General features: G+C 60.3%; 17 protein-coding genes. 10 read left to right on the forward strand and 7 right to left on the reverse strand.

The features are described from left to right. The first annotated feature begins 64 nt into the window (after positions 1-64). Both AAGQ88_RS09710 and AAGQ88_RS09715 read left to right on the forward strand, forming a co-directional pair. Entirely contained in the window at positions 65-586 is a 522-nt protein-coding gene (locus tag AAGQ88_RS09710) for a DUF6586 family protein (RefSeq protein ID WP_342655136.1), read from the forward strand. A 78-nt stretch (positions 587-664) separates the two neighbouring features. Next, positions 665-901, forward strand: coding sequence for a hypothetical protein (locus AAGQ88_RS09715; protein ID WP_093467610.1), 237 nt, complete (start codon positions 665-667; stop codon positions 899-901). 97 nt (positions 902-998) lie between these two features. On the opposite strand, the gene sulA is transcribed toward AAGQ88_RS09715, so the two are convergent. Further along, the gene (gene sulA / locus AAGQ88_RS09720) at positions 999-1,502 is read right to left on the reverse strand and encodes an SOS-induced cell division inhibitor SulA (RefSeq protein WP_342655137.1); all 504 of its coding nucleotides are present in this window, start codon (positions 1,500-1,502) and stop codon (positions 999-1,001) included. An 11-nt stretch (positions 1,503-1,513) separates the two neighbouring features. Next, on the reverse strand, positions 1,514-2,122 hold the full coding sequence (gene lexA / locus AAGQ88_RS09725; RefSeq protein ID WP_093467923.1) for a transcriptional repressor LexA: 609 nt from the start codon (positions 2,120-2,122) through the stop codon (positions 1,514-1,516). A gap of 228 nt (positions 2,123-2,350) precedes the next feature. On the opposite strand from lexA, the gene AAGQ88_RS09730 reads away from it, so the two are divergent. The 3 genes from AAGQ88_RS09730 (at position 2,351) to AAGQ88_RS09740 (ending at position 4,915) form a co-directional block, all read left to right on the forward strand. Further along, positions 2,351-3,061 (forward strand): TetR/AcrR family transcriptional regulator, encoded by a 711-nt coding sequence (locus tag AAGQ88_RS09730; RefSeq protein ID WP_285423378.1) that lies wholly within the window; start codon positions 2,351-2,353, stop codon positions 3,059-3,061. Positions 3,062-3,166: 105 nt separating this feature from the next. After that, positions 3,167-4,165 carry a beta-N-acetylhexosaminidase gene (gene nagZ, locus AAGQ88_RS09735; RefSeq protein ID WP_285423457.1) on the forward strand — a complete coding sequence of 333 codons (999 nt, stop codon included), beginning with the start codon at positions 3,167-3,169 and terminating at the stop codon, positions 4,163-4,165. 9 nt (positions 4,166-4,174) lie between these two features. Next, positions 4,175-4,915, forward strand: coding sequence for an S-methyl-5'-thioinosine phosphorylase (locus tag AAGQ88_RS09740; protein ID WP_285423379.1), 741 nt, complete (start codon positions 4,175-4,177; stop codon positions 4,913-4,915). A 66-nt stretch (positions 4,916-4,981) separates the two neighbouring features. Here the strand turns inward: AAGQ88_RS09740 and AAGQ88_RS09745 are convergent, their stop codons facing one another. The 3 genes from AAGQ88_RS09745 to AAGQ88_RS09755 all read right to left on the reverse strand — a co-directional run bounded on the left by AAGQ88_RS09745 (position 4,982) and on the right by AAGQ88_RS09755 (position 8,136). After that, the gene (locus AAGQ88_RS09745) at positions 4,982-5,635 is read right to left on the reverse strand and encodes an HAD-IA family hydrolase (protein ID WP_342655138.1); all 654 of its coding nucleotides are present in this window, start codon (positions 5,633-5,635) and stop codon (positions 4,982-4,984) included. Between the two features lie 941 nt (positions 5,636-6,576). Beyond that, positions 6,577-6,801 (reverse strand): DUF6555 family protein, encoded by a 225-nt coding sequence (locus AAGQ88_RS09750; protein ID WP_093467628.1) that lies wholly within the window; start codon positions 6,799-6,801, stop codon positions 6,577-6,579. Between the two features lie 192 nt (positions 6,802-6,993). Further along, positions 6,994-8,136, reverse strand: a complete 1,143-nt coding sequence (locus tag AAGQ88_RS09755; protein ID WP_342655139.1) for an aldose epimerase family protein — start codon at positions 8,134-8,136, stop codon at positions 6,994-6,996. A gap of 313 nt (positions 8,137-8,449) precedes the next feature. Between AAGQ88_RS09755 and AAGQ88_RS09760 the strand changes: the two genes are divergently transcribed. The 5 genes from AAGQ88_RS09760 (at position 8,450) to araH (ending at position 13,872) form a co-directional block, all read left to right on the forward strand. Beyond that, complete coding sequence (locus AAGQ88_RS09760; protein WP_285423382.1) at positions 8,450-9,145, forward strand: FadR/GntR family transcriptional regulator; 696 nt, start codon at positions 8,450-8,452, stop codon at positions 9,143-9,145. Between the two features lie 62 nt (positions 9,146-9,207). Beyond that, the gene (locus AAGQ88_RS09765) at positions 9,208-10,086 is read left to right on the forward strand and encodes an SMP-30/gluconolactonase/LRE family protein (RefSeq protein WP_342655140.1); all 879 of its coding nucleotides are present in this window, start codon (positions 9,208-9,210) and stop codon (positions 10,084-10,086) included. Positions 10,087-10,242: 156 nt separating this feature from the next. Continuing rightward, the gene (locus AAGQ88_RS09770) at positions 10,243-11,247 is read left to right on the forward strand and encodes a substrate-binding domain-containing protein (RefSeq protein ID WP_342655141.1); all 1,005 of its coding nucleotides are present in this window, start codon (positions 10,243-10,245) and stop codon (positions 11,245-11,247) included. A gap of 93 nt (positions 11,248-11,340) precedes the next feature. Further along, a complete protein-coding gene (araG, locus tag AAGQ88_RS09775) occupies positions 11,341-12,867 on the forward strand; it encodes an L-arabinose ABC transporter ATP-binding protein AraG (protein WP_342655142.1) in 1,527 nt (508 codons plus the stop codon). A 39-nt stretch (positions 12,868-12,906) separates the two neighbouring features. Next, positions 12,907-13,872, forward strand: a complete 966-nt coding sequence (gene araH / locus AAGQ88_RS09780) for an L-arabinose ABC transporter permease AraH (protein ID WP_285423387.1) — start codon at positions 12,907-12,909, stop codon at positions 13,870-13,872. A 93-nt stretch (positions 13,873-13,965) separates the two neighbouring features. Here araH and AAGQ88_RS09785 read toward each other — a convergent pair whose 3' ends face one another. Both AAGQ88_RS09785 and AAGQ88_RS09790 read right to left on the reverse strand, forming a co-directional pair. Beyond that, entirely contained in the window at positions 13,966-15,258 is a 1,293-nt protein-coding gene (locus AAGQ88_RS09785) for an amidase (protein ID WP_342655143.1), read from the reverse strand. Between the two features lie 78 nt (positions 15,259-15,336). Beyond that, positions 15,337-15,804, reverse strand: a complete 468-nt coding sequence (locus AAGQ88_RS09790; protein WP_342655144.1) for an XRE family transcriptional regulator — start codon at positions 15,802-15,804, stop codon at positions 15,337-15,339. Positions 15,805-16,116: the final 312 nt, after the last annotated feature.

Genomic DNA, 16,116 nt, shown 5'->3' on the forward strand with positions numbered 1-16,116 from the left:
GCGCCCCGAGGGATTTTATTGCCAGGCTTGCTCGTTCGCATTCATTGAAGTGGAGGCCACTGATATGGCTCACGAACTCTATACCCGCACCAATCAGAAGATTTTCTTCGCAGGCCTCGCCCTGGAGGCAATGGCCAAGGCCCGGGACAGCCGTGCCATGAATGCCCAGGGGCTGGAGCAGGCCGAACGCGAATCGGCAGTGTTTCACCTCTATGGTGCATTGCTGGGCTTGTGTCACGAGATCGCCGGGTTTTATCGCCTGCCCCAGGCGGGCACCTCTCGCGCAGAAGATTTGCTGACACCTCAGGTTCTGGAAGCCATTGCTATCCCGGAAATGGCCGAGCTCGTCGAACTGGCACAGCAGCGAGAAACATGGCTGGCACAATTGCTGGCTTCGTACAACGCGCTGTTTTTGCCACCCAGAGCGCCGAAGAAACCCAAAGGTGACGTGACCCAGCCACTGATCATTGCCGTCGCTGTGGAGGAAGACGCGGAACCGGAGCTGAGCCGCGAGGAGATGGAAAGCTGGCGTCAGCAACTGAAAGGGTTGGCAATTCGGTTCAGGGAAGGGCTGAGCGAGTGTTGAGGCCGCAGAGTGATCGATGGGCTAGGGCCTGAGTCATCAGGCTGTTACAATGCCCGCCTTTCGTGGAGAACTGTCCTGATGCCAACCTCTTTTCTGGAAATTGTCGAACTGCCTGACGGTCGCATCGAGCTGCGCCGAGCCGAGGATGAAGGGTCTCTTGTGACCTTGAACTTCTCCGAAGATGCCAAGGCGTTTCTGCAAGGCCAACACGTTGAAGTCGCCAAAGCGATGCTCAGTGTGGGTGTGCAGATGGCCGGTCGTCTGGCCGAGGGTGAGTTGACCAAAGAAGAAGAGGGACCTCGCGTCCTGCATTGATCCGCCAGGATTATCCTCTTGCGTTCATGTCTGTCGGCTTCTCGTCCCAGAGAAGCCCGGAAACATCCCCGAATCCTTCCTCACGCGGTTTGCCGGTTCAGCCCAGGCGGATGTTGAGACTCTGTGCGTCGCCGGTGCGTGCCGCGCTGATCAGTTGCTGACGAGCGCTGCCCGATATCGGATTGATCCAGCTGACCACGGTGTGGCTGCGGCCCAGGCGCAGCGCCTCGCGAGTCAGCTCCAGTGCGCTTTGCATTCCACGAGGATGCATCAGGATAATGCGTTCCCGGTTCAGGCCGGCATCGCGCAGCCATGCCTGTGTCACGCTCGATGGCGGCGCGATCAGCGTCAGCCAGCGGTCATGTTTGTCCTGGCTGAGTTCTCGCAGAATCGGTGCGAGCAGGTTCAGGCAGTTCCCGGCAGCGCCGCGCAATGACAATTCACTAAAGGCTTCCGGCTCACTGTTCCACGGCGTATCGACGACTTCGTCGAGCACCGGGATGTGAAGCCGTGGGACATCGAGCATTGTCGCGACAGGCGCCATGAATGCTTCGAACAAAGGCAGTTGTGCGTGTTGTTGCGGTGTCTGTGGGAACTGCATAAACGTTCTCCTTAGCGGCGAATCACGCCAACGCTCAACCCTTCGATGACCAGATCCTGATCTTTCAGGTTGACTTCGATAGGGGCGAATTCGGGGTTTTCGGCGATCAGCCAGACTTTGCTGCCTTCACGCTTGAAGCGCTTGACCGTGACTTCGTCACCAATCCGCGCCACGACGATCTGGCCGTTGCGGGCTTCACGGGTGGTGTGGACGGCAAGCAGGTCTCCGTCGAGAATCCCGACGTCCTTCATGCTCATGCCGTGTACGCGCAGCAGGTAATCTGCACTCGGATGAAAGAAGGCCGGGTTGATGGCCAGGGATTCTTCGATGTGCTGCTGGGCCAGAATCGGCGCGCCGGCGGCCACGCGGCCAATGATGGGCAGGCCGCTTTCTTCGGTCTTGGCTTCGAAGCCGGGAATGCGGATGCCGCGGGAAGCGCCCGGGGTCATCTCGATAGCGCCTTTGCGCGCCAGGGCCTTGAGGTGTTCTTCAGCGGCGTTGGGGGATTTGAATCCCAGTTCCTGAGCGATTTCCGCACGAGTGGGCGGGTAGCCGTTATCTTCGAGACAGCGCTTGATGAAGTCCAGAATTTCGGCTTGGCGTGACGTCAGTTTGATCATGTGCATCGCTCTGTCTTTTTATACAGTGACTGGGATTATATACAGTGATCGCGTCTTGGCAATCCTCCTTTTTATCGAGCGCGCTGGATGGTCTCGCAGGGGCTGGCTACAGGCCACGGTTTGTATGGTTAAATGGCGTGACTCATTGGACAGAAAACGAACCGTCAGGGTTGACAGGTGATCGACTGAAACGTATGTTTCAAACAAGTGTTTGTCAGGCGAATAACCATGGCCCAGTCGGAAACAGTTGAACGAATTCTCGATGCTGCTGAGCAGCTGTTCGCGGAAAAAGGTTTTGCCGAAACGTCGTTGCGCCTCATCACCAGCAAGGCGTCAGTCAATCTGGCAGCGGTGAACTACCACTTCGGCTCGAAAAAAGCCTTGATTCAAGCTGTGTTCTCGCGATTTCTGGGCCCTTTCTGCATCAGCCTGGATCGCGAACTGGAGCGTCGGCAGGCCAAGCCCGATCACAAACCCACGCTGGAAGAGTTGCTCGAGATCCTCGTCGAGCAGGCGCTGGTCGTGCAGCCCCGAAGCGGCAACGATTTGTCGATTTTCATGCGCTTGCTGGGCCTTGCTTTCAGCCAGAGTCAGGGCCACCTGCGGCGTTATCTCGAGGACATGTACGGCAAGGTGTTCCGCCGTTACATGTTGCTGGTCAACGAAGCCGCACCGCGTATTCCGCCTATCGAACTGTTCTGGCGCGTGCATTTCATGCTGGGTGCGGCGGCATTCAGCATGTCCGGGATCAAGGCATTGCGCGCCATCGCCGAAACCGATTTCGGCGTCAACACGTCCATCGAGCAAGTCATGCGCTTGATGGTGCCGTTTCTGGCGGCGGGCATGCGCGCGGAAACCGGCGTGACCGACACCGCGATGATCAACGCCCAACTCAAGCCGCGCAGCAAAAGTTCTGCGCCAGTCGCCGCCAAGGCCTGAGGCGCAGCCGACGCCGGGTGCGCCGGCATTTGCATCGCACCCGTCGATCCCTCACCATGCCGGCCTGGGCAATGGTTGTTGAAGGATCTTCATATGAGTTCTGGCCTGCAAGGCTCCCTGATGGTGGATATCGCCGGTACCTGGCTGACATCCGAAGACCGTCAGTTTCTGCGTCAGCCCGAAGTGGGCGGCCTGATTATTTTTGCGCGCAATATCGAGAGTCCACGGCAGGTTCGTGAGCTGAGCGCATCCATTCGCGCCATCCGTCCCGATCTGCTGCTGGCGGTGGACCAGGAGGGTGGCCGGGTTCAGCGTCTGCGCCAGGGCTTCGTGCGTCTGCCGGCCATGCGCGCCATCGCTGCTGCGCCCAATGCCGAACACCTTGCTGAACAATGCGGCTGGTTGATGGCCACTGAAGTGCTTTCTGTCGGCCTTGACCTGAGTTTTGCGCCGGTGCTGGATCTGGATTACCAGCGGAGTGCGGTCGTCGGTACGCGGTCGTTCGAAGGCGATCCGGAGCGCGCCGCGCTGCTGGCCGGCGCCTTCATTCGTGGCATGAATCAGGCGGGGATGGCGGCGACTGGCAAACATTTTCCGGGACACGGCTGGGCCGAGGCCGATTCTCACGTGGCGATACCGGTTGACGAACGCAGCCTGGAAACCCTGCGCGCCAATGATCTGATTCCGTTTGCCCGTTTGAGCAAACAGTTGGCTGCGGTCATGCCGGCCCACGTCATCTATCCCCATGTCGATCCTCAGCCAGCCGGGTTTTCCCGTCGCTGGTTGCAGGAGATTCTTCGCGGTGAGCTGGGTTTTGACGGCGTGATCTTCAGCGATGACTTGTCCATGGCAGGCGCGCATGTGGTCGGTGATGCGGCCAGTCGCATCGAGGCCGCGCTGACGGCTGGCTGCGACATGGGGCTGGTCTGCAATGATCGCGCGGCGGCAGAGCTTGCGTTGAGTGCCGCCCAGCGCCTGAAGATTTCACCCGCTGCCCGCGTCGCCAGAATGCGAGGCCAGGGCCTGGCGACCACGGAATACCGTCAGCATCCGCGCTGGCTGTCGGCGTTGAGCGACCTGCGCGCCGCACACTTGATCGATTAAGGAGTTGCCATGACTGTTTACGCAATTATCGGCGGCACCGGCCTGACGCAGCTCGAAGGCCTGACGATTCGTCAGTCGCTGCCGATGAACACGCCTTATGGCGCGCCGTCCGGTGAGATCCAGGTCGGCGACTATGCCGGGCGCGAGGTCATGTTCCTGGCCCGTCACGGCCACCCGCATCGCTTCCCGCCACACAAGGTCAACTATCGGGCCAATATCTGGGCATTGAAGCAGGCAGGGGCCGAAGCGATTCTCGCGGTCAACGCTGTGGGCGGTATTCACCCTGACATGGGCACCGGACATTTCTGTGTGCCTCATGACCTCGTGGACTACACCAGCGGCCGCGATCACACGTTTTTTGCCGACGACCTCGAGCATGTCACCCACATCGACTTCAGTTACCCCTACAGCGAGCCGTTGCGGGCGCGGCTGATCGCTGCGTTGTCTGCCGAAGGCTATCCGTTCAGCGATTCTGGCGTGTACGCATGCACGCAAGGCCCGCGCCTGGAAACCGTGGCGGAGATCGTCCGGCTCGAGCGTGATGGCTGTGACATCGTCGGCATGACCGGCATGCCCGAAGCCGCACTGGCACGCGAACTGGAACTGGATTACGCCTGTCTGGCGCTGGTCGTGAACCCGGCCGCCGGCAAGTCCTCCGCAGTCATTACCATGGCGGAGATCGAACAGGCGTTGCATGACGGCATCGGCAAGGTCAAGGCAACACTGGCTCGCGTCCTCGGCGCTGAATAGCAGCTGCCTTGAAGCGACCTCAAGAGGCCGGTCGCAGGGGCTGTGACCGGCCCCTGCCCAGTTGGCTCAGCGTGCGCGCAGTTGCAATCGCCCTTCATCGTTGAATTCGATCGAGTAGGCGTCATAGCTTTTCAGGGTGGGATGCGCGGTGTCCATTGCGTGGGAATGGGCCGCAGTGATCACCATCACTTTCGCACCCGCCGCCTCTGCGGCAGTAATGCCGGCGATCGCGTCTTCGAACACCAGACACTCTTCAGCGTTTACACCCAGACGTCGGGCCGCCAGTAAAAAGCAGTCTGGCGCGGGCTTGCCGTGGGCGACGTCTTCAGCGGCCACCATGACTTTGGGCAGTGGCAGACCAGCCGCCAGGATTCTGCGCTCGGCCAGTTTGCGCGGCGCCGAGGTCACCACCGCCCAGCGTTCAGCGGGCAGACTTGCGAGAAATGCCGCAGCACCCTCGATCGAGATCACGCCTTCGACATCATCGGTTTCCGCCTGAGCGAGCAGTTCGGCTTCGCGCTCGGGATCGACGCCGGGCAGGTTCAGGCGGCGCAGCGTGTCAATGCAGCGTACGCCGTGAATGGTGGGCAGAAGCTCGTCGACGTTCACGCCCTTATCGAGCGCCCATCGGGTCCAGACCCGCTCTGCGGCAGCGATCGAATTGGTCAGCGTGCCGTCCATGTCGAACAGAAAGGCGGCGAAGGTGGACTGCTCCAGCATGGGTACTCCTCGGTGACTGTTGCGTATGGCAACGATGCTAGCACGTGCCGCGAGCGCTGCCTTTGCCGGAGGCGTCGTGCCGAAGAGGGGCGGATTATGGGGAAGGGAACGCTTGCCTGCGAGAGCGTTTTGTCGTCGAGAGCAAGCCGGATTTCGTAACGGTTGTGCCTGCCGCTTGAGCCGATGATGACTGCTGCGGCTACGCTGGACAGACGCTGAAAGTCAACGCCATATCGTTCAAAAAGTTGTCCACGGAAAACGTGAATATCTCTGTGGATAAGTTGCTGTGAGGCAGTAAATCCAAGGCCTTACTCATAATGATCGTTTAATGATCAGTTCCGCCAATGGCGCCCATGCAGCCAGTCAATGGTCACAAATATGTTCTGTGCCAGCAGGAAGATGCCTGTGTTTGCGCCATCGATCCTGCGGCGTGACGTCTGGTGCTTTCCCGGCTAAAGCCGGTCCTACGGAAGAAGCGCATACGTCAGTAGGACCGGCTTTAGCCGGGAATAGGTCTGAGTGGGCACCATCGTTGGTGAGCCGTGACGATTGGTGCCTTCCCGGCTAAAGCCGGTCCTACGGAAGAAACGCATACGTCAGTAGGACCGGCTTCAGCCGGGAATAGGCCCGAGTGGGCGCCATGGTTGGTGAGCCGTGACGTTTGGTGCCTTCCCGGCTAAAGCCGGTCCTACGGAGAAACGCCCACCGTCAGTAGGACCGGCTTCAGCCGGGAATAGGCTAGGCGGCAGGGTCAGCGAAGGCTGACCGGAGGGGGCGAACTATTGATCGCTGTTGATCGGTGAACCGTAGATCTACGCAGCCAAGCGAAGCGGGGAGGGGGCAATCATTAAAGGAATGACAAAATTCAGGGCCCCGCCGACACGCATTTCCAGCGCTGCCGACGGGGCCGGCTTGAACACTTCACAAGCCTGATCAGCGACTCACGACTCAGCCCACTCAACGTCCGTCAGCCCCAGCTGTTCGGCTTTGGGCTTACTGACTTTCGGGACTTTGTCCGAGCGGTATTTCGGTATCTGCCCAAATCCTGCGTCTACAGATGCCCAATGCCATGCGGATGCGTTATCCATGGTTTCGGCGCTGATGTAGAAGCTTTTGTATTTGCCATGAAGCAGATAATCGATTCTGAAATGCTTGTACTGTGCCACTCTTGCTAACCTCCCTATCAGTCGCTCACATTCCACTGAGTCGCTGCCGTCAGGAAAATTCAGTCAAATAATCCTTTCAATGCCAAACGGTTACGTTTGGTACAGAAGAATGTGTGGCAACTTGAGGATGTGGACGAATGAGTGGGCGGTCGCTGGCTCATCAGAGGAGCCGATGAGCCAGCGAATCGTAGGTCACTTGGTCAGGAATTTGAAGACGGTGGTCTGGTTGTACGACTTGCCCGGATCCAGTCGAGTGGACGGGAAAGCCGGCTGATTGGGCGCATCGGGGTAGTGCTGGGTTTCCAGCGTAAAGGCGCCCCAGTGCGGATAAATCTTGCCGCCTTTGCCTTTCACCGTCCCGTCCAGGAAGTTGCCGGTATACAGCTGCACGCCCGGTTCGCTGGTGAACAGCTGCAGTCGGCGTCCGGATTTTGGATCGACCACATCGGCCGCCAGGTTGCCGACCTTGCCTTTGGTGTCCAGGACCCAGTTGAAGTCATAGCCGCCCTCGGTCGGCTCGGCGAACTTGAGCTGCGGGTGGTCTTCACGGATGCGCTTGCCAAACGCGACGGGTTTGAGGAAGTCCATCGGCGTGCCCGCCACAGGCGCCAGCTCGCCGGTCGGAATCAGCTTTTCATTGACCGGGGTGTAACGCGCAGCGTGCACGACGGCGACCTGATCGAGAATGTCGCCATTGCCGGCACCGGCCAGGTTGAAATAACTGTGGTTGGTCAGGTTCAGCACCGTTGGCTTGTCGGTGGTGGCGTGGTACTGGATGCGCAGCTCGTTTTTCTCGTTGAGGCTGTAGGTCACTTCCGTTTTCAGCGTACCGGGAAAGCCCATTTCGCCGTCCACCGAGACGTAGGTCAGCTTCACACCCACCCAGCCTTTGTCCTTGACCTGCTCAGCTTTCCACACCTGCTTGTCGAAGCCTTTAGTGCCGCCGTGGAGGGCGTTGGTCTTGTCGTTCTGCGGCACCTGGAAGCTCTTGCCGTCCAGGCTGAACTTGCCGTCCGCGAGCCGGTTGCCGAAGCGCCCGATGGTGGCGCCGAAGAACGAGGTGCCTTTGAGGTAGCCGTCCAGGTCATCGAAACCCAGCACGACGTCCTCGGCCTTGCCGTTCTTGTCGGGCACGAGCAGCGACTGGAGCGTGCCTCCGTAGGTGATGACTGTCGCCTGCATGCCGAGGCTGTTGCGCAGGGTGTATTTCTCCACCGTCGTGCCATCCGGCATTTTGCCGAAGGTGCCATGTTCGGCCGACAGGCCGGCGGCATTGGCCTGCAGGGCCGCGGCCAGCAGGGTCAGCCCGATAGCAGGTATAAGCGTCTTCCTCATTGCGTCCTTCCTTTTGTTGTTTTAGGAGCGTTGCGCATGCCAACGGGGCGACCGCACGCAGAGCAGCGTGTCTGCGAACGACGTTTACGCCAATTGGTCATACTATTTGACGATCAGCGAACCGAACGGATGAATATATAGAACAAAAAACTCGATTTAAAAATAAATTGTAATACTATTTGGAGAAGTTTCTGCTTGAGCGATTCGGTGAACAGGTTTAGTCCAGCTTTTCGGGCTTGTACAGCCGTTTGACACCTAATCATATGATCATTAGCCTCCAGTTCGCGGAAAGGCCGCGAGAAGGGGCGGATCAATGAGCAGCAGTTTTCACGCGTCGACAGTAGACCGCCTGGGGGCCTGGATTGCTCGGGGCAGCGTTGCACCGGGGCAGTCGCTGAAGGTGGAGGCGGCGTTGGGTGAGGAGTTCGGCGTCAGTCGGACGGTGATCCGCGAAGCCATCAAGACACTGGTGGCCAAAGGGATGCTGGAGGTCGGCCCGAAGGTCGGAACCCGCGTGTTACCGGCGCGCAGCTGGAACCTGTTCGACCCGCAGGTGGTCGGTTGGCTGGCGGCGACGGGATTGTCGAAAAGCCTGGTGATGGACCTGCTCGACCTGCGCCGTGCGATAGAGCCGATGGCCGTGCGTTGGGCCTGTGAACGTGCGACACCGCAGCAGATTGCCGAGATTCAGGCGGCGTACGTGCAGCTGGCGGCCAGTGTCGCCGACATGGGTGATTACAACCACGCCGATCAGCGTTTCCATGAGGCGGTGCTGGCGGCGAGTCATAACCAGTTTATCGAGCAGATGTTGCCGGCCCTGGGCGCGCTGCTGGCGATTTCGTTTGAAGTGTCCTCGGCGGTGCCGGGGGAGTTGGGCAGGACCCTGCCGCTGCACAAAGAGCTGGCGGATGCGATTGCCAGTCGTGATTCGGCGCGCGGTGTCTGGGCGTGCATGAGTCTGATCGAAAACGCTTGCGAGGTGATCTCTCGCTCGATGGCGCAGCAGTGAACGAATGAGTTGCAAGCGGGCCGTAAGGCCTGGAACAACAATAATAAAACAGGAACATTCCTATGAAGTGGCAGCCGGTCTGTGACCAGCGTTTCACATTGGCCGAAGGGCCGTTCTGGGACGACGCGCAAGCGGCGTTGTACTGGGTCGATATCGCCGGGTTCCGCGCCCTGCAACTGCATCGGCAAGAGGTGCGTCACTGGCAATTCAACGAGCCGGTGTCGGCGTTCATTCCCGCCTCTGCAGGCGATGCACTGGTGACGCTGGCCAGCGGCGTCTATCGCCTGAATCTGAATTCCCCTGCCAACCAGCCCGAACTCACGCTGTTGTGCGTCGCCGATCCGGTCGAAGGCAATCGTGCCAACGAAGCCCGTTGCGACGGTCAGGGCCGGCTGTGGCTGGGCACCATGCAAAACAACCTTGATGCGCAGGGCGGTGATCTGCCGCTCGAGCGCCGCTCGGGCGGCATCTTTCGCATCGATGGCGACGGGCGGGTCACTGCGCTGCTGAGCGATCAGGGCATCGTCAATACGATGCTCTGGCCAGCCGGCGGCGAGGCTCTGCTGTCCGCCGACAGTCTGGACGGTCTGATCTATCGTTACCCGATTCGCCCCGATGGCTCGCTCGGCGAGCGCGATATCTGGGCCCATGAACATCCGCGGGGAACACCGGATGGCTCAGCGCTGGACGCCGAAGGGTACGTCTGGAACGCGCGCTGGGGCGGCGGCTGCATCATCCGCTTCGCGCCCGATGGCCGCGTCGATCGCATCGTCGAGCTTCCCGTCAGCCACCCCACCAGTTGTGTCTTCGGTGGGCCGGACATGACCACGTTGTTCGTCACCAGCGCAAGACCTGCCAGCGGCGCCCTTGAGCTGGACGGCTGTGTGTTGAGTGCCGAAACCGGTATCAAGGGAACGCCATCGCAGCGGTTCTCTGGATGAACGCGGGGGCGCGTTGAAGGGGTGTGACACTCGGTTACATAGGCGTCATTGATAATATGATATGACTGTTTTCAGTCGATCGGCCCCCCTCACTCGGGTCGTCACGACAACCACTGCTGAACGCTGTAGCTATTCAATAAAAATAAGGAGTTAGCTATGTTGAGTCGCCACGGGATTCGTTCCCTGTGCTGTGCCGCTGTTGCCACCGCCATTGTCGGAATGACGGGCGGCGCGTTTGCCGCCGACAAGGTCAAGATCGGTTTTCTGGTCAAACAGGCTGAAGAGCCCTGGTTCCAGACTGAATGGCAATTCGCCGAGAAAGCCGGCAAGGATCACGGTTTCGAAGTGATCAAGATTGCCGTGCCGGACGGCGAGAAAACCCTCTCTGCCATCGACAGCCTGGCCGCCAACGGCGCCAAGGGCTTCGTCATTTGCCCGCCTGATGTCTCCCTCGGTCCGTCGATCGTTGCCAAAGCCAAGGCCAACGACATGAAGGTCATGGCGGTGGATGATCGCTTCGTCGATGCCAAAGGCAAGTTCATGGAAGACGTTCCTTACCTGGGCATGGCCGCTTTCGAGGTCGGTCAGAAACAGGGCGCGGCCATGGCCACCGAAGCGCAGAATCGCAAGTGGGACTGGAAGGAAACCTACGCGATCATTAATACCTACAATGAGCTGGACACGGGCAAGAAGCGCACCGACGGTTCGGTCGATGCACTGAAAAAAGCCGGTTTGCCGGAAGACCATATCCTCTTCACCCCGCAGAAAACCCTCGACGTACCTGGCAGCATGGACGCCACCAACGCGGCCTTGCCTAAACTGCCCAGTGGCGCGAAAAACCTCATCGTCGGCGGCATGAACGACAACACCGTGCTCGGTGGCGTACGCGCAACCGCAGGCGCGGGGTTTGCTCCGGCCAACGTCATCGGCATCGGCATCAACGGCACCGATGCCATCGACGAACTGAAGAAACCTGAAAGCGGCTTCTTCGGCTCGATGCTGCCAAGCCCTGACAAAGAGGGCTACAACACCGCCCTGCAGATGTACGAGTGGGTCACCACCGGCAAGGAGCCGGCGAAGTACACCGCCATGGATGACGTAACCTTGATCACCCGTGCGAACTTCAAGGACGAGCTGACCAAGATCGGTCTGTACAAGTAATCGTGGCGCACATTGGCCGGCCTGATCACACAGGCTGACATCTGCAAGGCCTCGCTTCACGCCCATGGCGCGGAGCGAGGAGGAGGGTGGTTCATGCAACAGGCATCAGCTCAACAACAACAATCGGGCGGCAGTCTGCGCTTCAACGGGATCGGCAAGACCTTCCCGGGCGTGAAGGCGCTGTCAGACATCAATTTCGAGGCTCGGCCAAGCAGCGTTCATGCGTTGATGGGCGAGAACGGCGCGGGTAAATCCACGCTGCTGAAAATCCTTGGCGGCTCGTACCAGCCCAACAGCGGCGACCTGCAGATCGGCGATCAGCACCTGGCATTCAAGTCCACCGCGGACAGCATCGCTGCTGGGGTTGCAGTGATTCACCAGGAGCTGCATCTGGTGCCGGAAATGTCGGTGGCGGAGAACCTGCTGCTGGGGCACATGCCCAATCGCTGGGGCATGGTCAACCGCCGCGCGATGACGCGCCGCGCCCGCGAGCTGCTCAAAGGCCTGGCCGACGAAATCGATCCGGGCATGCGCCTGGGCGACCTGTCTCTGGGCCAGCGGCAACTGGTGGAAATTGCCAAGGCCATGTCGCGCAATGCTCACGTCATCGCTTTCGATGAGCCGACCAGCAGCCTTTCGGCGCGGGAAATCGATCGCTTGATGGACATCATCGTCAAGCTGCGCGACGAGGGACGAGTCATTCTGTATGTGTCGCACCGCATGGAAGAGATTTTCCGGGTGTGTGACGCGGTGACCGTGTTCAAGGACGGGCGCTTCGTGCGCACCTTCGAAGACATGGCTGAGCTGGACCATGATCGTCTGGTGACGTGCATGGTCGGGCGCGACATTCAGGACATCTACAATTATCGCCCGCGCCAGCACCAGGGTCCGAGTCTGCGCGTCACCGGCCTGATGGGGCCTGGGCTGCAGGAGCCGGTCAGTTTCGCGGTCGAGAAGGGCGAAGTGCTGGGCTTCTTCGGGCTGGTCGGCGCCGGTCGTACCGAGCTGTTCCGCCTGCTTTCCGGGCTGACGCGCAGCCATGCCGGCGCCCTGCAACTGGATGGCAAGCCCCTTGAACTGCGATCCCCGCGCGATGCGATTTCTGCCGGCATCCTGCTGTGCCCGGAAGACCGCAAGAAGGAAGGCATCGTGCCGCTGTCCAGCGTCGCCGAAAACATCAATATCGGCGCGCGGCCTCGACATGTGCACCTGGGTTGCCTGATTCAGGGCAAGTGGGAGCGGGAAAACGCCAAAGGCCAGATCCGCTCGATGAACGTCAAGACGCCTTCACCGGAGCAGCAGATGCTGTTCCTGTCCGGCGGCAACCAGCAGAAGGCCATCCTCGGCCGCTGGCTGTCGATGCCGATGAAGGTATTGCTGCTCGACGAGCCGACCCGAGGCATCGACATCGGTGCCAAGTCCGAGATTTATCAGATCATCCACAACCTGGCGGCGGACGGCATCGCGGTCATCGTCGTGTCCAGCGATCTGATGGAAGTGATGGGCATTTCCGACCGCATTCTGGTCATGAGCGAAGGCGCGATCACCGGCGAGCTTTCTCGCGATGAAGCCAACGAGCAACGGTTATTGCAGCTGGCATTGCCGCGCACGCGCGGCTGACAGCGGGTGTTGACAGTGAAAAATAAAAACGAGGTGCGTATGTCTACCGAAACCAGCCTGACGGCTCCCCGCCAGGGCATGAACATGCGTCGATTCTTCGACGATTGGGCGATGCTCCTGGCCGCACTGGGCATATTTGTGCTCTGTGCCTTGCTCATCGATAACTTCATGTCGCCGCTCAATATGCGTGGCCTGGGGCTGGCGATTTCAACTGTGGGCATCGCGGCCTGCACCATGCTGTTCTGTCTGGCGTCCGGGCATTTCGACCTGTCGGTCGGTTCGGTGCTGGCCTGCTCGGGCGTCATCGCCGGGATCGTCATTCGTGACACCGAGAGCGTGTTCCTCGGCGTGTCGGCCGCGCTGGCCATGGGGCTGCTGGTCGGTCTGATCAACGGCATCGTCATTGCCAAGTTGCGCATCAACGCGTTGATCACCACGCTGGCGACCATGCAGATCGTGCGCGGTCTGGCGTATATCTTTTCCAACGGTAAAGCGGTAGGCGTGGGCGAAGAAGGCTTCTTCGTGTTCGGCAACGGGCAGTTGTTCGGCGTGCCGGTGCCGATCCTGATCACCATCGTCTGCTTCGTGTTTTTCGGCTGGCTGCTGAACTACACCACCTACGGGCGCAACTCGCTGGCCATCGGCGGCAACCAGGAAGCCGCGTTGTTGGCAGGCGTTCATGTCGACCGCACCAAGATCATCATTTTCGCCGTGCACGGGCTGATCGGCGCGCTGGCGGGTGTGGTGCTGGCCTCGCGCATGACCTCCGGCCAGCCGATGATCGGTCAGGGTTTCGAGCTCACGGTGATTTCTGCCTGCGTGTTGGGCGGGGTTTCGCTCAGCGGCGGCATCGGCATGATCCGCCACGTGATTGCCGGCGTGCTGATCCTGGCGATCATCGAGAACGCGATGAACCTGAAGAACATCGACACCTTCTACCAGTATGTGATTCGCGGCACGATCCTGTTGCTGGCGGTGATCATCGACCGGCTCAAACGCCGCTGACCCGCTCCGGGTAAGGGCGTACGGCCGTTCACGCGTGCCGTACGCCTGCCGATTTCCTCAGTCGGCCCTTTCTCCTCGGAACCCGCGCAACGCTCAGCCGTGCAGGCGTTGTTCGATCCAGTGCGCGAACCCCAACGTCGCCGTATCGCTCATCGAAGGTCCGATCAGTTGAATGCCCAGTGGCAGACCTTGCGGTCCGAATCCGGTCGGCAGTGCCACACTCGGCAAACCCAGCAGACTCCAGATACGTGAGAACAGCGGATCGCCAGTGGCGGTAAGGCCTGCATCGGCCTCGCCACACGCGCTGGGCGTCATCAGCAGATCGTATCCGGCAAAGCCACGTCCCAGTTGATGACGGGCCGACGCCACGTGCGCGCGATGGCTGACGGTCTGCTCGTAGGTCACGGCGGCGCCGCGCTCGAGCATTGCCCTGAGCCGTTCACTCAGCCATTCAGCATGATGCAAACGCTCATCGGCCAGCGCCTTGAAGGCCTCGGCGCACATCACTTCATCGTGCACCTCGGTCAGCGCGGCAACGGCGTCGGGCAGGCTGACATCGACCACAAACGCGCCAGCCCGGGCCAGACGCTGGACAGTGCCTTCGAATGCCTGCTGCGCCGCTGCGCTCGCGCTGTCCCAATGCGGCGTACGACAGACGCCGATTCGAGGTCTGCTGTCCTCGGGCAGATCACGCCAGGCCGCAGCGTTGGCCATCACCGAGGTCAGCAGCGCCACGTCCGCCACGCTGCGGCCAAAACCGCCTACCGTGTCCAGCGACTCACTGAGGCTTTTCACGCCTGCACGGGAAATCAGGCCGAAGCCGGGTTTGAAACCCACGATCCCGCAGTAGGCCGCCGGGCGAACGATCGACGCAGCGGTCTGCGTTCCCAGCGCCAGCGGCACCATGTTCGCCGCCACGGCAGCTGCCGAGCCACTGGAGGATCCGCCCGGTGTGTGCCCCGGATTGTGCGGGTTGCGAGTCGGCCCGGGGGTGAAGGTGGCGAATTCGGTGGTGACGGTCTTGCCTAACACGATGGCCCCCGCTGCTCTGCACAGGGCAACGGCGGCTGCATCGGTCACCGGCCGATGGTGTTGATAGATCGGCGAACCATACCCGGTCGGAAAGTCACGGGTATCAAACAGGTCTTTTACCCCCAGCGGCAGACCATGCAAGGGCCCGCGTATCGGACCCGCATCCAGTGCGCGGGCGTGTTCGAGGGCGCGCTCGGCGTCGATATGGCGCCAGGCCAAAACCTGGGGTTCTTGATCGCGGATACGTTCCAGGCAGGCGCCGAGCAGTTGCTGCGCGGTCAGTTCCCGGCGCTGGAGCCGTTTGAAGGCCGCGCTGGCGGTCAGCAGACTGGGGTCAGAAGGGGCAAGAGACACGGCGCGTTCCACATCGTTTGGAGAAAGCTGAATCATGCCGCAGGGATCGCCGGGCTGTACATCACCCGGCGCAGGTCATCAGCTCAGTTTCGAGGTAATGAAGATCAGCCGCACCGACGCCTGAGCCAGCGACTGGGCCTCGGCTTTCATGTTGTCGAGTTCGGCTTTTCCCTGTTCATCCAAGGTGTCGTTCGCGCGGGTTTCGATCAATTGCGCCATCTGATACAGCGCGTCGATCAGGCCATACAGATTGCGATGCAACTGATCGGTCACCTTGTGCAAATGGTGATCCACAACCGGCTTCAGCCCGGCGCCGTCACCCTCATTCGCGGCGTTCGTTTTGTCCGTGCGCACGCCGGTGAGCACATAGTTGAGATCGACACCGGCCTCGGCAATGCGCAGCAGGTAGCTGGTCTTGGGCGAGCGCGCCCCGCTTTCATAATTGCCTTGTGCGTTCGTTTCCACCCCTCCGATCGCGCCGAGGGCGCTCTGGGAGAGTTTAAGCCGGTTGCGTTCCTGCCTGAGCCGCACACCGATCCCTGACATGATGAAACTCCTTGATCACTGGCCGAGGCCTGATGATGCGTCTTGCAGCGTGGAGCTCGTAGCATCCCTTTTGCAGGGAGAATTCCAACGAGTGGTTGATGTAAACCAAATGAATAACGGCGTAAGGCGTTCGGACGATAACTCACATTCATTCGAATGTGGATCCATTTTGGTGCTATTTGTCAGACTTTTCTCAAATGGTTGTATGAAAGTGTTACGACTGAATGGATATTCATAAACGGCGCGTATAGCCGATGGGCAGGAGGCAAGGCGGGCCGCCACATTGCATGGCGGCCCGTCAGTTCAATCTTC

Source organism: Pseudomonas sp. F3-2 (assembly GCF_038804275.1).
Classification (GTDB): Bacteria; Pseudomonadota; Gammaproteobacteria; order Pseudomonadales; family Pseudomonadaceae; genus Aquipseudomonas.